General features: G+C 47.3%; 15 protein-coding genes. 8 read left to right on the plus strand and 7 right to left on the minus strand.

The window, feature by feature from the left end:
• Positions 1 to 228 precede the first annotated feature (228 nt).
• From ACJJIF_RS20185 to ACJJIF_RS20200, 4 genes are all read left to right on the plus strand, one after another.
• Positions 229 to 1551, plus strand: a complete 1323-nt coding sequence (locus tag ACJJIF_RS20185; RefSeq protein ID WP_444930058.1) for an oligosaccharide flippase family protein — start codon at positions 229 to 231, stop codon at positions 1549 to 1551.
• Between the two features lie 86 nt (positions 1552 to 1637).
• Positions 1638 to 2498, plus strand: coding sequence for a glycosyltransferase (locus ACJJIF_RS20190; protein WP_444932388.1), 861 nt, complete (start codon positions 1638 to 1640; stop codon positions 2496 to 2498).
• Between the two features lie 62 nt (positions 2499 to 2560).
• The gene (locus ACJJIF_RS20195; protein ID WP_444930059.1) at positions 2561 to 3250 is read left to right on the plus strand and encodes a WecB/TagA/CpsF family glycosyltransferase; all 690 of its coding nucleotides are present in this window, start codon (positions 2561 to 2563) and stop codon (positions 3248 to 3250) included.
• A 2-nt stretch (positions 3251 to 3252) separates the two neighbouring features.
• A complete protein-coding gene (locus ACJJIF_RS20200) occupies positions 3253 to 4143 on the plus strand; it encodes a glycosyltransferase family 2 protein (RefSeq protein ID WP_444930060.1) in 891 nt (296 codons plus the stop codon).
• Positions 4144 to 4610: 467 nt separating this feature from the next.
• Here the strand turns inward: ACJJIF_RS20200 and ACJJIF_RS20205 are convergent, their stop codons facing one another.
• The 3 genes from ACJJIF_RS20205 to imuA form a co-directional block, all read right to left on the minus strand.
• Positions 4611 to 5801: a transposase gene (locus ACJJIF_RS20205; RefSeq protein WP_444930061.1), complete on the minus strand. Its 1191-nt coding sequence runs from the start codon at positions 5799 to 5801 to the stop codon at positions 4611 to 4613.
• A gap of 109 nt (positions 5802 to 5910) precedes the next feature.
• On the minus strand, positions 5911 to 7416 hold the full coding sequence (locus tag ACJJIF_RS20210) for a Y-family DNA polymerase (RefSeq protein WP_444930062.1): 1506 nt from the start codon (positions 7414 to 7416) through the stop codon (positions 5911 to 5913).
• Between the two features lie 19 nt (positions 7417 to 7435).
• Positions 7436 to 8143, minus strand: coding sequence for a translesion DNA synthesis-associated protein ImuA (gene imuA / locus ACJJIF_RS20215; protein WP_444930063.1), 708 nt, complete (start codon positions 8141 to 8143; stop codon positions 7436 to 7438).
• A gap of 205 nt (positions 8144 to 8348) precedes the next feature.
• On the opposite strand from imuA, the gene dcd reads away from it, so the two are divergent.
• From dcd to ACJJIF_RS20230, 3 genes are read left to right on the plus strand one after another with little or no spacing between them, the layout of a single operon-like run.
• Complete coding sequence (dcd, locus tag ACJJIF_RS20220; protein WP_444930064.1) at positions 8349 to 8918, plus strand: dCTP deaminase; 570 nt, start codon at positions 8349 to 8351, stop codon at positions 8916 to 8918.
• Between the two features lie 33 nt (positions 8919 to 8951).
• Positions 8952 to 10160: a BaiN/RdsA family NAD(P)/FAD-dependent oxidoreductase gene (locus ACJJIF_RS20225; RefSeq protein WP_444930065.1), complete on the plus strand. Its 1209-nt coding sequence runs from the start codon at positions 8952 to 8954 to the stop codon at positions 10158 to 10160.
• Positions 10160 to 10345 (plus strand): hypothetical protein, encoded by a 186-nt coding sequence (locus tag ACJJIF_RS20230; RefSeq protein WP_444930066.1) that lies wholly within the window; start codon positions 10160 to 10162, stop codon positions 10343 to 10345. The genes ACJJIF_RS20225 and ACJJIF_RS20230 overlap by 1 nt, the downstream gene beginning before the upstream one ends.
• A gap of 93 nt (positions 10346 to 10438) precedes the next feature.
• On the opposite strand, the gene ACJJIF_RS20235 is transcribed toward ACJJIF_RS20230, so the two are convergent.
• Positions 10439 to 10708: a YMGG-like glycine zipper-containing protein gene (locus ACJJIF_RS20235; RefSeq protein WP_444930067.1), complete on the minus strand. Its 270-nt coding sequence runs from the start codon at positions 10706 to 10708 to the stop codon at positions 10439 to 10441.
• Between the two features lie 138 nt (positions 10709 to 10846).
• Between ACJJIF_RS20235 and ACJJIF_RS20240 the strand changes: the two genes are divergently transcribed.
• Positions 10847 to 11056 carry a DUF3820 family protein gene (locus tag ACJJIF_RS20240; RefSeq protein ID WP_444930068.1) on the plus strand — a complete coding sequence of 70 codons (210 nt, stop codon included), beginning with the start codon at positions 10847 to 10849 and terminating at the stop codon, positions 11054 to 11056.
• Between the two features lie 380 nt (positions 11057 to 11436).
• Here the strand turns inward: ACJJIF_RS20240 and ACJJIF_RS20245 are convergent, their stop codons facing one another.
• From ACJJIF_RS20245 to ACJJIF_RS20255, 3 genes are read right to left on the minus strand one after another with little or no spacing between them, the layout of a single operon-like run.
• A complete protein-coding gene (locus ACJJIF_RS20245; protein WP_444930069.1) occupies positions 11437 to 11985 on the minus strand; it encodes a Tll0287-like domain-containing protein in 549 nt (182 codons plus the stop codon).
• Positions 11986 to 11997: 12 nt separating this feature from the next.
• Positions 11998 to 13350: a cytochrome c3 family protein gene (locus ACJJIF_RS20250; protein WP_444930070.1), complete on the minus strand. Its 1353-nt coding sequence runs from the start codon at positions 13348 to 13350 to the stop codon at positions 11998 to 12000.
• Positions 13351 to 15378, minus strand: coding sequence for an FAD-dependent oxidoreductase (locus ACJJIF_RS20255; protein ID WP_444930071.1), 2028 nt, complete (start codon positions 15376 to 15378; stop codon positions 13351 to 13353).
• Between the last annotated feature and the right edge of the window lie 573 nt (positions 15379 to 15951).

Genomic DNA, 15951 nt, shown 5'->3' on the forward strand with positions numbered 1-15951 from the left:
TTGAATAGGGTTCAAATATGTGTATAAAACACAGCTGAAGCCTTTGGTTTCATCGGGGGATGTTTTTTGCGCAATGCTTTTTAGGTTTTCATTTAATTATACTGGTGTGTTTTCCAGCTTTAACCTGAAGCTCTTTTGTATTCTATATATCAGAACGGTTAATTTTAAGGGGTGCGTGAGAAGTTTCTCTTGGGGATATATTTCAAGGTGTAATTTACTGGGGGTGCAATGCAAAAAGATGATGCCTGGAGAGCTCTGCTTAAAGCTCTTCCCAAGAGTATTGGTGGAAGATATTTAGTTTATCTCGCTCAATTGATATCGATAATGACGCTGGCAAGATTGTTTTCGCCAGAGGAGTATGGTGTTTTTGCCGCAATGCAGGTTTTTATTTTTTTCTTTCAAATAATTTCTGAATTGGGTGTTGTACCGGCTATAATTAATGAAAAGGAAATATCATTAGGTCTTAGGGATGGGGTTTTTACGCTTACTTTTTTTTCAGGCATAACAGTCGGTGTTGTTTTTTGGTTGATATACCCTTTTGTAGGCTTGCTGTATGAGATGAGCTTTGATGCTCGATTGGCTATACCATTAGCGCTATCTGTTTTTTTTGGTTCTCTTTCGGTTGTGCCATTGGCGATTTTGCAGAGGGAACATTTTTTCTTGCCGATAGCTTATTGTGAATTCTGGGCTGAAATAATTTCTTTAATGCTGGTTTTTGTCTTATTTTTATTTGTTGATACTATTTTAATTTTGGCATTTAGATTTTTTATTTTATCTGTTTTGAAATTTTGTTTTTTTTGGGTGGCTTGCCTAAAGTCAAAAGTCGGTGAGCCTCGCTTTGGGGGGGAGTTTTATTTGGTGAGATCTTTGTTTAAGTTTTCATGTAATCAGATGGGGTTTAATATTGCAAATTTTTTCTCTCGAAGTCTGGACAACCTTTTAGTGGGGAGGTACTTCGGTGCTTCAGGCTTGGGGGTGTATGAGCGAGCTTACGGGTTAATGCGCTACCCCTTAATGCTCATTACCTTTGCAATGAACCCCGCAATTCAACCTGTGCTCACCAACTCAAGGGATGACTTAAAAAAAATTGAATATGTTCATAATTTATACGTCAGAAAATTATCTTTGGTGGCGATCATAGTTGGAGTTGGGGTTTATCTATATGCTGATGTTGTGGTGGCGGTTGTGCTGGGTTCTCAGTGGCGCGAGGTTATTCCAGTGCTAAAGATATTGGCACTTTCGTTGCCTGTCCAGATTGTTTTAAGTTCAAGTGGCTCATTTTTTCATGCGGCAGCCCGCCCCGACTTGCTTTTCAAGCTTGGTGTTTTTTCCTGTTTCACAAATTGTGTGTCTATGGGGGTGGGTATTTGGTTTGGATCTATAGAAACTCTTTGCTGGGCTCTTTTGTGTAGTTTTTCAGTTAATTTCTTTATATGCTACTTTGTTATGGGTTTTTTTTTACTGCCGAGTGGTTTTTTAGGGGTTTTGAAGAGTCTAAAGTATGTAATTTATGGAGAGTTTCTTTTTGTTGGGGCTGTCTTGTTTTTATAGCTAATGTGAAATATTCCATTTTCTAATTGTCTAACTGGTCAAATATTGATTGGTTATATTGGGGTTGGGTTTTAGTTGTGAGTTTTATGCCATTTGTAAAAACCTTAGATTATAAAGTTTCTGTTTATGTGGTCTCATGTAATAGGGCAAGAAAACTTTTTCGCTGCTTAAGTTCTATTTTGAATCAAAGTCACCCAAGTTTTGAAGTTATTGTTGTGGATAATGGTTCTTCAGATGATAGCTTGCGTGTACTTGAGAGTTTTTCTCGAAAAAATGTAAATTTACGATATTATGCATTGAGTAAAAATATGGGAGCCTGTTTTGCTAGGAATTTAGCTATAAAGCTGGCTTGGGGTGAATATGTTACAGGTGTTGATGATGATGATGAGTGGCTGCCCGGCCGGTTATCTGGATTGCATTCGGCCTACTCAGAAAAACTTGCTTTTGTTTATTCGGATGATGTGTTTATATTTTCAGATGGTTCACGTAAGCCAACGGCGAGGCCAGAAGTTGTAACACTGTCTAGCATTAGATATCAGAATGATGTAGGAAATCAGGTGTTCTCCTCTTTGGAGAAGTTTAAGAATGTTGGATTTTTCGATGAAAGCCTAACCTCGGCCCAGGATTATGATATGTGGTTAAGGATGGTTGAAAAGTATGGTCAAGCAGAGAAGGCTAAATGTGCTGGGCAATATATACATGTAGGTGGGGATGATAGAATTACTGCTTATCCAGAGAAAAAGTTTGGTTATTTGGCCTTTTATAGAAAGCATAAAGAGAGGTTGACTTTAAATCAAAGACGGCACCAGTTGTTAATGATAAAATATATGTGCCAGAGGTCAATTTCGATCAGAATGTATTTTAAGTTGTTTTCTTTTGTAAAGATTAAAAGAAAAATATCAGTTTTTTTCAAGCGTGTTGTTTTTAAGTTGACTTATCCGTATTGATTTTGTTTTTTGTGCGTTGAGGTCTTGCTTGTTTGAAGGTGTTATTTTGTTGGGTGTTCAATATGAAAATTTCCAGTAAGATTGGTGATACTTGGAGTGAGGGCTGTACCCATATATTTATCAATATGTATTCATACTTTAGGTTGCGAGAGTTTTTTAAGTCGGGGTTTGTGGAGGGGCGAATTTTGATTGACGGTCAACTCTTGGTTTTTCTTTTGGGAATCATAGGTGTTGGAAGCTTTAAAAGGTCGAGTTTTGATATGACCTCACTTGCACCTAAGGTATTTTTACATGCGGAGAAAAATAAGCAAGCAGTTTACTTTGTTGGATCTACTCAGGAGGCGATATCAGATGCTATAGATAGTATCCTTAGTGTATTCCCTAATCTTGAGTTGGTTGGTTTCCATCATGGTTTTTTTGAGGTCGAGAGTGATCAAGCGGCTGTCATTAATGATATCTGCAAAAAAAAACCTGATCTAGTAGTTGTCGGAATGGGGTCGCCAAAGCAAGAGTTATTCTTGTTGGGGCTCAGGAATGCGGGATGGAGGGGGACAGGATTTACGTGCGGTGGTTTTTTTCATCAGTCAAGGTCGAATGTTAACTACTATCCTAAGTGGGCCGATAAATTTGACTTGCGCTGGCTATACCGTATTTTTGATGAGCCTAAACTACTGTTCCGTTACTCAATATATTATCCATTGTCTGTTGTATTATTGGTATGGGATTTTAAAATCCGTCGAAGGTTTTCGTAAAAGTGTATAGCTATAGTATAATTATTCCTACGTTCAATAGGGTTGGTACTATTGGTCGGGCCATTCAGTCTTGCTTGGATCAGAATCGTGAAGATTTAGAAGTCATAGTTGTTGATGATGGTTCTTCGGATGGCACCGCCGAATATTTAAAATCGATCACCGTGGATAATTTTATTTATATATTCCAGGAGAATCAAGGAGCCTCTGCGGCTAGAAATAAAGGTTTATCATTAGCAAGGGGTCGCTATATATGTTATTTGGATTCGGACGATTTTTTTGTTGTAGGTAGGTTTGATGTTTTGGACTTTTATCGCAGCCATATGGATTCTGGTTTTGTTGTTTGTTCTAGGGTTTTGATTAGGCGCGCATTTTCTGAGTCCGTATCACCAGTAAACTTGTATTCTTCAGATTTTAATTTTTCAGAGTATATTTTTTGCTACGATGGTTTTTTTTCTACCCCAGGAATTGTTTTTTCACGAGCGTTAGCATCTCAAGTTCTTTGGGATGTAAATTTAGGTTACGGTGATGATACTGATTATGTGATTCGACTAAAAAATTCGGGTATGAAGTTTTTAATGCTTGAGGATGTGCTTACTATCGTGGATGATAGTGACGTTTTTGGCAGGCTTTCACTGAAGAAGGACTTCCAGGCAGTCAATAGCTGGTATGACAAGCATAAAATTTTTCTCACAGATAGGTCTGATCTGGCTTTTAAGGTTAAGCATTTGAGTTTTCATGGTTTTTGGATAAGGCCATTTTATTTTTCTGGATTATTTTTTTTGAGTATTTATCGTGGAGTCTTCTCCGTCTCAATTGGTTTAAAGTATTGGTTTCGATCAATTTTGCCTGTTTCTGTCTATAAGTACTTCACCAATTTTCTGAGGAAAGTGTGATGATGTGACTCTAGCGGAGAAATATTCTGTCCTGAAAGACTGCTAAGCCTTACGAAACCAGGGTTTTATGGGGTCGCAGAATGGAAATCTCGATCGGTTTTTACTGTTCTGAGTTGGATGCGGGGGAAAATGTATAACCTAAATACTTAAGGGTGATTGAGTTCGAGGATGCCGATCTGTGTGGAAGGTTAGTGTGTTTTATTGAATAAATTTTCATTCTAAAGGCCTGTAATTATGGATTTAAAGGTTTTTTTAAGTGTAAAATCCCAGGTTGATAATATGGGTGAGGCACACCTGCCTGTGAGAAATTTCAGTGGGGTCAGGTAATTTAATCTCTTCTTTTTCGAGTGCCATTAACCCTGTGATTCTATAGTTCCGAATGATTTCGTAATATTTTTTAAAGCTTCGAAGGCTAGACTTCTTGAGGAATTATCCGGGGTTTGCCTAACTCAACACTTCGGACACTTTTATGCCGCAATTGCCCCGTAATCGCTGTAGCGATCATAAATGTAGCTGACTTTTTCACAGCTTCGGTCCAGACCTAAGCTGCTAAAAACCCTATTCATCAGATGCTGGTTGAACTTGCGGCGCTTCCAGCTGGCGATTGAGATAACTGTAGATGCATCTGTCTGCGTCTCTCTGCGATCTTCAAATTTTAGCAAATTCAGCGCTGTCAGCGACGCATTAACATGAAGGTTTATGGCTTCCTTTCGTACGGATTGGCAGTGAGTTAATCCGGTGTATTGCTTCGCATCCCTGAATAAGAACTCTATTTGAAATCTTGATTTGTAGTACGAGACCAATTTCACTGCATCTAAATTCGTATCTGTAGAATACAGTAGCGCACTTCCTTTTTTATCTTCATCGATAGTCTTGAGCAGCACCACGCGTATGGCGCGTTTTAAAAATTTGGTGCGCACCACCTTCGTGTAGACTTTAACTTGAGCATCAAAAATTCCAGCAAAATCAAAACGGCATAAATCTTCAAGGTCAACTTTTCCGTCAAACCGTTTAGGGCGTCCCTGACCGTTGTATTGCCCCTCGTATAGCCACTGCAAATTAGCATCAATCCGTAACTTTCCAACGATATGCATTCCTTCCTGAAGAATTGGATTAACAAATGAATTTTTGCTATAAAATGCGTCTGCTACAAGGTATTTAATCCCAAGATCAAGCAACTTCGGTAGAACTTTGAGAGCATGGCTCACATATTGTTCAACCCTCGATTTCCCTTCTTCATCGATCGTTTGCTGGGAATCTATGGCATAGGCAGTATTTGTCTTCAAGTCGGTGACACTGATCGTAGAGATCTCAAGGCCGCGTTGTGATTCTCCAGCGCTGCCGTTATAAAACCACCCTACGCCATCAGTCTTTTTGCCGGATTTACTGATGAAACTGGCATCAGTAGCGGCGACACATTCACGATTTTCTTGGAGTTTGCTGGCAAATAATGTGGTGTTAAACTGGGTAAAGTCAAAGCATCTATGTGACCAGCGTCGATAACGTTTCTCACTTGAGGTACTGAATCTGGCCAGATTCAGATAGGTCGCCTTGCCTCGAAAGACCATCAGTACCGACAATAGAGCCATCATAAATTTCTGCTGGGGCTTACCAACACTGGACATTTTGGCAAAAACTGTTTTAATTGTGTCTTCCATGGGCGGTTACTGCGTTAATTAGACTTCGTAAACCTTATTCTCTCAGTCTCCGCCCATGGATTCCAGCACCACGCCCCCAATTTCCCCCTCAAAACTGTCCGAAGTGTTGCTAACTATAAACCCCATGCAAAAACCACTCCTGCGTCGTAAGATCCTGAAAAACCCAGTAGAACTGCTCTCCCGCATTTTTTGCGATGTAATAATTCCGTCCATGACGTCCGTGTTGCCACCAGTGGCCATCAACTCGCTCTGGCCCCTGTAATAATTGTAACTCTCCCTGGTAAAATAATTTCCCCTCAGTACTTTCCAATTTGCTGGGGCGGGGCAGTAGCCAGTTGGGGCGTGGTGCCTTGATGGGTGTAATTTGTTGACCCCGAGAATGATTTTTAATAATCAGGGCGTCTGCATTTTGCCAGGCTTGTTCCGGGAGAGCGCTCTCTTTTAGGCTGATCCCGGAGAGAGCTTGATGGCCGAGGCGGGCTTTTAATTTGTCTAAAAGTCGCCGCTTGCGCTGCACTCGATTGCCTTGGTTAAAAAAGTCCTCATCCCGCAGTTTCTGCTCTAGAGGAAGCAGGTGATTACAGCTTAAACGGATAGACTGTATCGGTTGCTCGAGTGTCACGCTTTCCAGTTGTAGTTTGGTCAGGGCGATTAAATGCTGGAGGTCGAGTTGTGGGCTGGAGACTTCTACGCTGATTAAGTGCTCTTTACTCTGACCGAAAACCATATACCAGTGCAATTGTGGGGCGTAAAGCTGACGTCGCTGTAACTGTGAGCAGAGCTCTCTGAGCAGGCGCCCGATCGGGAACAGTAGTTGTTCGTTACTATCCAGGGGGCTGGGGAAAAATAGTTCACTGCGGAACTCTACTGGTGGCGAATAGAGACAGACGGGGTCTTGGCGGCTTCCACTCAGGCGTGCCAGGTAGTCCACAAATGAGTGCCCAAAACGCGAGCCTACCTCTGAGAGGGGGCTGGCCAGCAGTTGGCTTACTCTTTTGATGCCACAGGCATAGAGCTTGGCGATGGTTTTGTTATCGCAATCGAGCAATTTACTGGGGGCAGAGTTGATCCACTGTCTCCACTGCTGGGGGCTGGGCGGGGTGTTGGTCTGTGCGAGCCACTGCCGGTGCTCCGCTAGCTGGCTCAGCATATAGGCCGCACTGGGGCTGTGGCCCAGTGCCATTAGGTGATTAATCCCCATTTGCTCAAGTTCGCAATCCAATTGTTCCAGCAATGCCCTGATGCCGCCGTTGGCGTGCGGGCAGCGGCTAAGCTCCAGGTAGAGCTGGGCCGTTGTGCTCTCACTATGACTTGTAGGGCTTGCCGGCCGGGGCGAGACCAGTGGGGTAAAACTGTAACCCCATTGGGCCAGTTGCTGCAGCTCTCGTTGTTCCCGCTGGGGGTCGCGCTGTAATAGCTGCAAATTCGCGCAGAGGGTCAAGGCTGTAGTGATACTGAGGCCGGCCTCTATGCCACACTGGGATGCAGCAGTGTTGCGGTCAATTACCAGCTGTCTCTCAACAACTACTTGAGGCGAGGCCTTCTCTCCTTGTTGTTGTGCGCGGGTCAGCACTTCCAAAGGGAGCCTGGGGAACTGAATACAGAGCCAAAGCATCGGGTTACTCCGGGGCTATTTAGTGCAGTGGCTGCTCGCGGCAGGCCAGTTGCGCCGCTCTCGCCAGGTAGAGATGTTGGCCATAGGGGCCGCCGGATTGTTGTAGGAGCTTCAGCGCCAGCTGTGTTTCTTCGGGTTCGAGCTGTAGCCGCAGCTGTGCTGGTGAGGGGGTTGTCGATTCACTCTGGGGGCGAAAGTGGAAGTGCAGGCAGTCGCCATTGCGCGCTGCCTGCTGTAGGCGGCAGAGGTCTTTGTGAGCTGGGGACAGGCGTCCCTGCCAGCTGAGCAGGGCACCACAGCCACCGGATTGCAGGGATTGCTCTATCGCCCAAAGCGTATCCTTGAGGCCCCGGGGGTGTAGGATCAGCAGGTTCTCCAGGCAGATACCACTGCTGGCCAGTGCTGGTGCGTAGGGGATATAGGGGGGATTGACCAGTATGACCATCTGTCCGCTCTGAGTGAGATTGGCCAGCGCCGGAAGTAATAGTGTGAGTTCGCCGATGCCTGTCTGATCGAGCAAGAGTTCTATACTGGCCCCTCGGGGCCAACCGCTACTTGCGAGGAGTGTATCGAGGCTGGGGTGGCCACTGGCAATGCCGGTATGTTGCTGTCGGGGCTCATTCGCCGCTGGCCAGATATCGCTTATGGGGAGTAGTTCTGCCGCTGTCTGGTAGCTGGGTCGACTCTCTAACGGATCGTTTTCTATAAATTTTTCTACAACACCCACGATTTCATCCCTCAATCTTGACCGAATCTGGCCTATATCTCCGGTTAAGTCTGTACGTGCATACAGTTGTACTGTTGATTTATACAGTATTCATTTGGTGGCAGCAAGTGAGAAATCATTGGATTGCCACTTTTTTGCACAGCCCAAACCGGCTATGATTCGGCCTCTTTAATTGAGCACTAATTATTCTATTCAGGGGGACGGAGTGAGTATCAAGTCCGACAAGTGGATTCGCCGCATGGCAGAGCAGCACGGCATGATTGAGCCTTTTGAGGCCGGTCAGGTACGCCATAATGACGATGGCGACCGGCTCATCTCCTACGGCACTTCCAGCTACGGTTATGACGTGCGCTGTGCCCGTGAATTTAAGATCTTTACCAATGTTCACTCAGCCACGGTTGATCCGAAGACCTTTGATGAGAACAGCTTTGTGGATGTGGAGGGCGATCACTGCATTATCCCGCCAAACTCCTTTGCTCTGGCGCGCACAGTGGAGTATTTCCGCATTCCGCGCTCTGTGTTGACGGTTTGCCTGGGTAAGTCCACTTATGCTCGCTGCGGTATCATCGTCAATGTGACGCCGCTGGAACCGGAGTGGGAAGGGCATGTGACTTTGGAGTTCTCCAATACCACTAATCTGCCGGCAAAGATCTATGCCAACGAGGGTGTGGCACAGATGCTGTTTTTCGAGTCCGATGAAATCTGTGATGTGTCCTATGCCGATCGCGGCGGTAAATACCAGGGGCAGCGCGGCGTGACTCTGCCCCGCACCTGATTATCGGTTTTACTGCGGTACGATTTTTTATCTATGACAGAGGTTTCTTCCAGTCAGTTGCCCGATCGCGTCGATGTGTTAGTCATCGGCGCCGGGGCGGCGGGACTGATGTGCGCAGCCACAGCGGGCCAGCGCGGGCGCAGTGTGCTGGTATTGGATCACGCCAATAAAGTCGGCAAAAAAATTCTGATGTCCGGTGGTGGTCGCTGTAATTTCACCAATCTCTACACTACGGCAGAGAATTTTTACGGTAATAATCCCCATTTTTGTAAGTCCGCTCTGGCCCGCTATAGCCAGTGGGATTTTATTGCCCTGGTTGAGAAGCACGGGGTTGCCTACCACGAGAAAACCCTCGGTCAGCTTTTTTGTGACAATAAATCCAGGGATATCGTCGACCTGTTGTTAGCGGAATGCCGTGCGGCCAAGGCGCAAATCCGCACTCGCTGTAGTATTACCCAGGTGAAAGCAGTGGGGCAGGGGTATCGGGTCGAAACCAGTATGGGAACGGTTGCCTGTGAGTCCCTGGTTGTGGCTACCGGCGGTCTCTCTATCCCCACCATGGGGGCGAGTGGATTTGGCTATGAGATTGCCCAGCAGTTTGGACTGGAGATAGTCCCGACACGAGCCGCACTGGTGCCGTTTACCCAGCATAAACGCCAGTTGGAGCGCCAGAGCACCCTGCCCGGTACCTCTCTTTCGGTGACAGCCTCTTGTGCTGAGGGCAGTTTTCACGAGCAGATGCTGTTTACTCACCGGGGGCTAAGTGGCCCTGCGGTTTTACAAATCTCCAGTCACTGGCGTGAAGGTGAGGCAGTGACATTTGATTTGGCGCCAGATAAAAACTTGGCGGAGTGGTTGCTGCAGCGTCGACAGCGGAGTCCGGATAGCCACCTGCATAGTGTACTGGCAGAAGTTTGGAGTAAAAAGCTGGTACAGTTTTTCTTGCAGCGGGCACAAATCAGCAGCCGTCCCCTAAAGCAGTTTGGGGAGGTGGAATTACAACAGCTGGGTGACAAGCTGCAGAGTTGGAAGTTGATGCCGGCAGGCACTGAGGGGTATCGCACCGCTGAGGTGACTTTGGGCGGGGTCGATACCGCACAGGTTTCTTCTCGAACTATGGAGTGTAAAACTCAGCCGGGGCTTTATTTTGTCGGTGAGGTTCTCGACGTTACCGGTTGGCTCGGTGGATTTAATTTTCAGTGGGCCTGGGCTTCAGGGCATGCCGCAGGGGAGGTGGCTTAATGGGAGATGTGATTCCTTTTAAAAGAAAAACTACTTGGCAAAAGCACAAGGGCAGTACTCTGTGTAGAGAGGGCTTTCACAAGTGGAAAGTAGTTACTGAGCGCAAGTTTGATGTGAAGCAGGGGAAATTAGTCACTGAATATCGCTGCGAGCGCTGCGCAAAAACAAAAACGAAACTTTTGTAAATTTTCTCTTGCTGAGTTGGAGATTCACGGGCCCGCTGATAATGAGTTAAATAGCGCGAGTGCCTCGCGCTATTTAAGGATAAAAGCGATCAGTTAATAACGATAGTAGCGGCCGCGATAGCGATAGTAATCCCTGCGTTTTTTATTCCTGTCGTAGAGGTAGCCGGCTCCAGCACCGAGCACGGCACCTGTGGCAGTACCGCCGGGGCGCCCGCCACTAATCAGGGCGCCTGTTACGGCACCTATACCGACACCAGTGCCGATGCGGCGGTCGGTATCACTCATATTGGCACAGCCTGAACCTCCAAGGCCCGCAGTCAATATCGCGGCCAAGCTGAGATATTTGATAGCTTTGATATGCATAGGCACCCCTGCTGCTGGAAAGTTGAGGTATCGAAGATCGGCGCAGGCCGAGTAATGTCGCAGTCAGTGTAGGGTCCGCTTACACTGCCAGCAAATCCAAAGCGGAAGTTTCATTACAGGTATTTAGGGGGGATAGCAGTGTTTGATAAACAGGACTTGGTGGCGTTGGCCCGCCTTGAGATGCCATTTGGAAAATACGCGGGGAGTCTATTAATAGACTTGCCTGAGGAGTATTTACTTTGGTTTGCCAAAAAGGGGTTTCCCGAGGGGCGTTTGGGGCAGCTGATGGCATTGGCGCTGGAAATTAAAGTCGAGGGATTGCAGGGACTTATCGATCCGTTGCGCTGACTTTATCGCTGGCATTGCCCTCTGCACGAGGTCAGCTTGAATTATTTGCTCTGTGGTTATCTGACCTTAATATAGTAATGCCTAGGCGTGCTTTGCGGAGCAAAGCCCAAGAAAAAGCGGACCGTAATGGAGACTGGACTGACCCGGAAATAGGCCCACAGCGGGTGACCACTGGTCTGAATGATTTCAGCGAGGTAGTAGCGGGAGTAGAACCAGTCAGCTTGAAAGAGGGAGCGGTCGAAATGAATTCGGCCGCCACTCTTTTGATACTATCTAATCGTTATTCCCTGATGGTTACATTTGTCCATCACCCTTCTAAGGCAGCAACCTTCATCGGGTAAGTTGCTCGATCCCACAATCCGAGCTTGGCTATCGATTAATTAGAGCGGGATTCGAATAACAACGCCACCCATGGTGTCGCCCAGTTCAAAGTCAGTACGCGGGGTATCCACGTGGTCATTGTGACAGCTGATGCAGGCAGGTGATACGCCTACGTCGGCATATACCGCAGTAAAGTACTCAGTGCCTCCCAGTTTTTCACGGCCGTAAAAATTCTTGCCCGGGTTGTCAATTACGTACTGTAAGCCCTCTTTCTCCATTTCGGTGCGCGGCTTGTTTTGCTTGTTGATTGGCCACAGGGAGAGCAGGGCATAATTAAATCCAGAGTCCTTTTCGGCAACGCGCTCTGCTCCCATACGCATCATCTGCGCGGGAAGTGGCAGTAATTTTTTATCCTGCCAATGCTCGTCGGCATCGAGAATTTTTTCCTCATTTTGCAGGCGGTTTACTACTTTATTGGTGTAGTTGGCCCGGTCTGCCTCGATAACCGCAAAGATGGCATCTGCCATTCGCTCTGGTGCAACTCCCTGGTTCTTCTCACAGCCTGTGAGCAGGGCTAGCCCAGCGATAATACAAGTGACGATACGCATATTATTCCCCTCCTATTGGGATTGATGTTGCTTGTTTTTGCTTTTGGAAATCCTTGCAATACGCTCGCGGATCAGCTCGAAAGTCTCATGCTTCTCGGCGGGTTTATGCTTGAAATTACTATTGATCAGGGCTTTGTCAGCGAGAGCGGCAAGGGAGAACTCGGCTCCATGACAGCTCAGGCAAACGGGCATCATTTTTTCATTGGGGCGAAGGTTGTGGTTTTGGTTGTGATTGACCACGACCTGCTCACCATGAGTTTCCCGGGGTAAGTGGCAGCTGGCACAGCTGACGCCACCCTCGGGGTTTGTTTGCCAGGTGCTGAAGTGGGGGGAGTCCTGATAGGCGAGACTGTGCTCGTCATTGTGACACCCCAGGCAGGCCTCTACAGCGGCAAATTGCATATCCACTTCATGGGGGCCGTGGCAGCTGATGCAGCTCAATTCATCCGTTGCATTGGCATTCATCGGCAGGCGAGCCTGCTGCGGGGATATGGCCCCAACCCGCTGAATAAATCCTTCTTCCAACTTGCTGGACAAACGCATTCCGTGTTTGCCTTCGGTGAAGGATTCTTTTTGTTCGCTGTGACAGCTGGCACATTGCTCGACAATCTCTACGCTGCTGAACTGCATCTGCCCATCGGCGTGGCAGCTGCTGCAGTTCACATCCGTCTGTGCGTGAATACTCTGTGCCCAGGCGGCAGTAATTTCCGCAGCATGGTCTGCCTGGCTAATATCTGCCTGGCTAATTTGCAGGGGGGCTTTATCCGGGTTTTCATTTAGCCAGGATTGAACCGCTGTACGCGCGGGAAGCTTTGCAGTTTCCAGTAAATCGGGCTGGTCAACGTGGGCGATAAGGAAATCCTCATAGAGCGAGCCGTTATCGTGATAGTTGTGGCAGCCCGCACTCGCACAGGTCTCAAAACCGAGATCTTTGTGACTGCTGCGCTCCTCGGCGATATCGCTGTGACAGTGAAAGCAGAAATCGCCTGCTAAGGTGACGCCCATTTCTCCTGTAATTTGCGGCTTGTGCTCGGTGTGACAGCTGACGCATAGCCGGGCATCCAGTGTTTCCAGCAGTACCGCATTGCGCGGGTCTAAAAACTTTTGCCGGGGGTGAGAGTCATCTACCAGCTCCAGCTCTTCGGCATGGCAGTTCAGGCAGGCCTGCTGAATAGCATCCTCACCGGCAAAGCCGTCGGTGTGGCAGGAAGTGCAAGCCAGCTCAATCTGGTGGTGACCGTGAGTGGCATCCCCACTGATAAATACGGATTTATCGTCGACGTTAAGGTTGTACGCCACGGCGGAGCCGATAATCAGCGTCAGCAATACGCCGTAGTGCCAGAATTTAAATTGATAAGATTTCATCTAGAAGTAATAAACCGCAAAAATATGGTAGGCAAGGAGAGCTGGCAGAGCCCAGAGCAGGGCATAGTGAACGCGGGACCACCACTTGCGGTGTTCGCGCAGCTTTAAATCAGTCCAGTGGTGATTGCGTGCCATAAAAACACCGACGAGCGAGCCGGTGGCGGTTGCCGTCAGAAATACCAGCATCAATGCCAAGTTCAGGTTTTCACCGAGGCGAAATCCCGAGTGGACTGCGAGCGCAATTAGAGCGATCAAGCCGGTAACACTGTGTGCATAGCGCCAGTGATCGACATGACCGAGGCTGAGTTTTTTCCAGCGCTTTCTTAGACTGAGAGCGGCGGTGAAAAGGCACATCGCCAAAATGGTGTAGCCGGTAACCTGCTTCCAAAAATTGTCGTACCAGAGTTTTTCCCAGAAAAGTGCTGTTTGCACCGAGGAAGAAACGGGAGCTGGAGGCATCAAGAAAGCTAGCGTAATCAGAATCAATGAGAGTATTGAGGTAATCAGTATTCCCTTTGAGTGGCGCATGACCAGGTTTGGAACTGGTGCGTCTAAGAGTTCAGCCATTAGTGGGCGGCAGCTACCACACACTGATCCAGCAGTGGTTGCCTGCTGTAACTCATTTAAATTGCGCTTGCCAGCGGAAATCGCTCTGCACAATTCCCCTTTGGTAACAGAGTTGCATTGGCAAACTAGGTAACTATCGGGGAAATCTTTGATGCTATTGCCGGATTTTTTGGCAAAAACCCGCCCTTCACTGTCAAAGTGCTTGAGTGTGCGCAGAGAGATTTTTTGTTTTTGCGCTACGGCTTGGCGCAATTCATTGGCTTCATCCCAGCTGCCGATATAAGTTGCCCCGACGATATATTCGCCTTGGGTAAATAGGCGTCTATATGTCCCCTTAAAGCGGTTGCGGTAGATATGGCTCTCCACCCCCTCTTGTTGCTCGAGGTTCTTCGCAGTTACCTCCCCCATAATTCCGCAGGGGATGTGGGCAATTTTTAGCTGGATGTCGCTATAGCTGCCGGAGTAGGGGGATGATGACGGTGCGCTGCCGTGATTGCGGCGAACATGTGCGCAACAACTCTCTGCCTGTTCGTATCCCGGCCGGACCAGCTGGTAAACTTTTTGCTCGAACTCAGCGCACTCCCCCACTGCATAAATATCTGGGTCGGAAGTTTGCATCCATTCATTGACCACGATGCCGCGCTCGGTGGAGATTCCGCACTGCTCAGCCAGGCTAATTTCTGGCTTAATTCCTGTGCACAATACAATAGCATCCACAGAAATTTGTTCACCACTGGCAAAAGTGAGTATGCGCTTGCTCGCATTTTCCTCGATAGCTACCAGGGTGTCTGTAATTTTTAATTCTACACCCAGTGCAGTGAGGGCGGATTTAAGGAAGGCTTCACCCTCCTCACCTAGGAGCCCGCTCAGCAAGTGGCCTCGAGATTGCAGGGTGACATGATTTTTCGGGGTCTTTAATGCGGTTGCCGCTTCAAGGCCCAGAGCGCCTGCGCCGATAACACAAACATCAGCATTTTGCTCCCTTAAAGCCAGCAGGTCCTGGGTGTTGCGCAGGCTTCGAAAGGGGTAAACACCCGGCAGATCCGCCCCCTGGATCTTTGGAATAATAGGGTTTGAGCCGGTAGCAATAATCAGCTTGGAGTAGGGCTGTATATTCCCATCGGCATCAGTAACGGTTTTTTGTGAGCGGTTAATAGAGACGATCTTGCGATCAATATATTCGGCAAGGCGGTGATCACTGTGGCTGAGGATGGGGTTTTCAAGCTCTTCCAGCTCTACGTGGCTGGATAAATATTGTGAGAGTTTAACCCGGTTGTAGGGCGACTCTGTCTCTGCTCCATAGATTACAATTTGAGCCTCATCACAGAACTCCAGTAGCTTTTGTGCGCAGCGCACACCTACAGGACCTGTGCCGATAATTACGTAAATTGGGTAACTGCTATCGCTAGCATGGATACCACTTGATTGCTGCTCGACAAGTGCGTCGTCTAGCTCCGCCATACCTCCCCCCCGGACTGCTTTGGCCTCTCTATTAGTCTTTATGTTTTTTGAATTATTTGCCACAAGGCTTATAAAATTTCTTAGACTAATTTCCCATTATAGGTTATTTTTTTGAATTCTAATTCCTATATATTTAAACAAAATTAAATAAAGGTCTAGTACCAATTGATTGATGACGATAGAGAATGGGGTTAAATAATCCGGTGCAGCCGAAAAAATAACTAAACTTAACTTGTGTGGGCAGTTTTGGAGGTTGCGGGACTGAGGTGAGGGCTTTGCCCAATTTCAGTGCTTATATTTTGTTTGGTTTTAAGGCGATTGCTGTCGAGGTTAGGTCTGTGCTGGGGCCTAAATCTATTTTGTAATCCCGAGCACTGTAGGCTAAAGCGGACTGCCGTTAGCTATGAGTCCCTGAAATTAGGCGCGTTTGGGGTATGCGGCTGCTAACAGCTTGAGGTTGCTTGACCCGGGTGTTAATTGGAGAAATTAAGAGGCAGCAGAGGATGGGGGTTCGGTTTTTTATATGGCGATTTCTGTTTAAAAAGTGTGCGGCCCCATCCTTGTGGGCAGCAG

Source organism: Microbulbifer regidiadema (SeqCode) (assembly GCF_052467605.1).

What these genes read in the sequence shown, in the direction of transcription:
- ACJJIF_RS20185 (WP_444930058.1), top strand. Translation starts at nt 229, where the DNA reads ATGCAAAAAGATGATGCCTGGAGAGCTCTGCTTAAAGCTCTTCCCAAG.
- ACJJIF_RS20190 (WP_444932388.1), top strand. Translation starts at nt 1,638, where the DNA reads ATGCCATTTGTAAAAACCTTAGATTATAAAGTTTCTGTTTATGTGGTC.
- ACJJIF_RS20195 (WP_444930059.1), top strand. Translation starts at nt 2,561, where the DNA reads ATGAAAATTTCCAGTAAGATTGGTGATACTTGGAGTGAGGGCTGTACC.
- ACJJIF_RS20205 (WP_444930061.1), bottom strand. Translation starts at nt 5,801, where the DNA reads ATGGAAGACACAATTAAAACAGTTTTTGCCAAAATGTCCAGTGTTGGT.
- ACJJIF_RS20210 (WP_444930062.1), bottom strand. Translation starts at nt 7,416, where the DNA reads ATGCTTTGGCTCTGTATTCAGTTCCCCAGGCTCCCTTTGGAAGTGCTG.
- ACJJIF_RS20225 (WP_444930065.1), top strand. Translation starts at nt 8,952, where the DNA reads ATGACAGAGGTTTCTTCCAGTCAGTTGCCCGATCGCGTCGATGTGTTA.
- ACJJIF_RS20230 (WP_444930066.1), top strand. Translation starts at nt 10,160, where the DNA reads ATGGGAGATGTGATTCCTTTTAAAAGAAAAACTACTTGGCAAAAGCAC.
- ACJJIF_RS20235 (WP_444930067.1), bottom strand. Translation starts at nt 10,708, where the DNA reads ATGCATATCAAAGCTATCAAATATCTCAGCTTGGCCGCGATATTGACT.
- ACJJIF_RS20245 (WP_444930069.1), bottom strand. Translation starts at nt 11,985, where the DNA reads ATGCGTATCGTCACTTGTATTATCGCTGGGCTAGCCCTGCTCACAGGC.
- ACJJIF_RS20250 (WP_444930070.1), bottom strand. Translation starts at nt 13,350, where the DNA reads ATGAAATCTTATCAATTTAAATTCTGGCACTACGGCGTATTGCTGACG.
- ACJJIF_RS20255 (WP_444930071.1), bottom strand. Translation starts at nt 15,378, where the DNA reads ATGGCGGAGCTAGACGACGCACTTGTCGAGCAGCAATCAAGTGGTATC.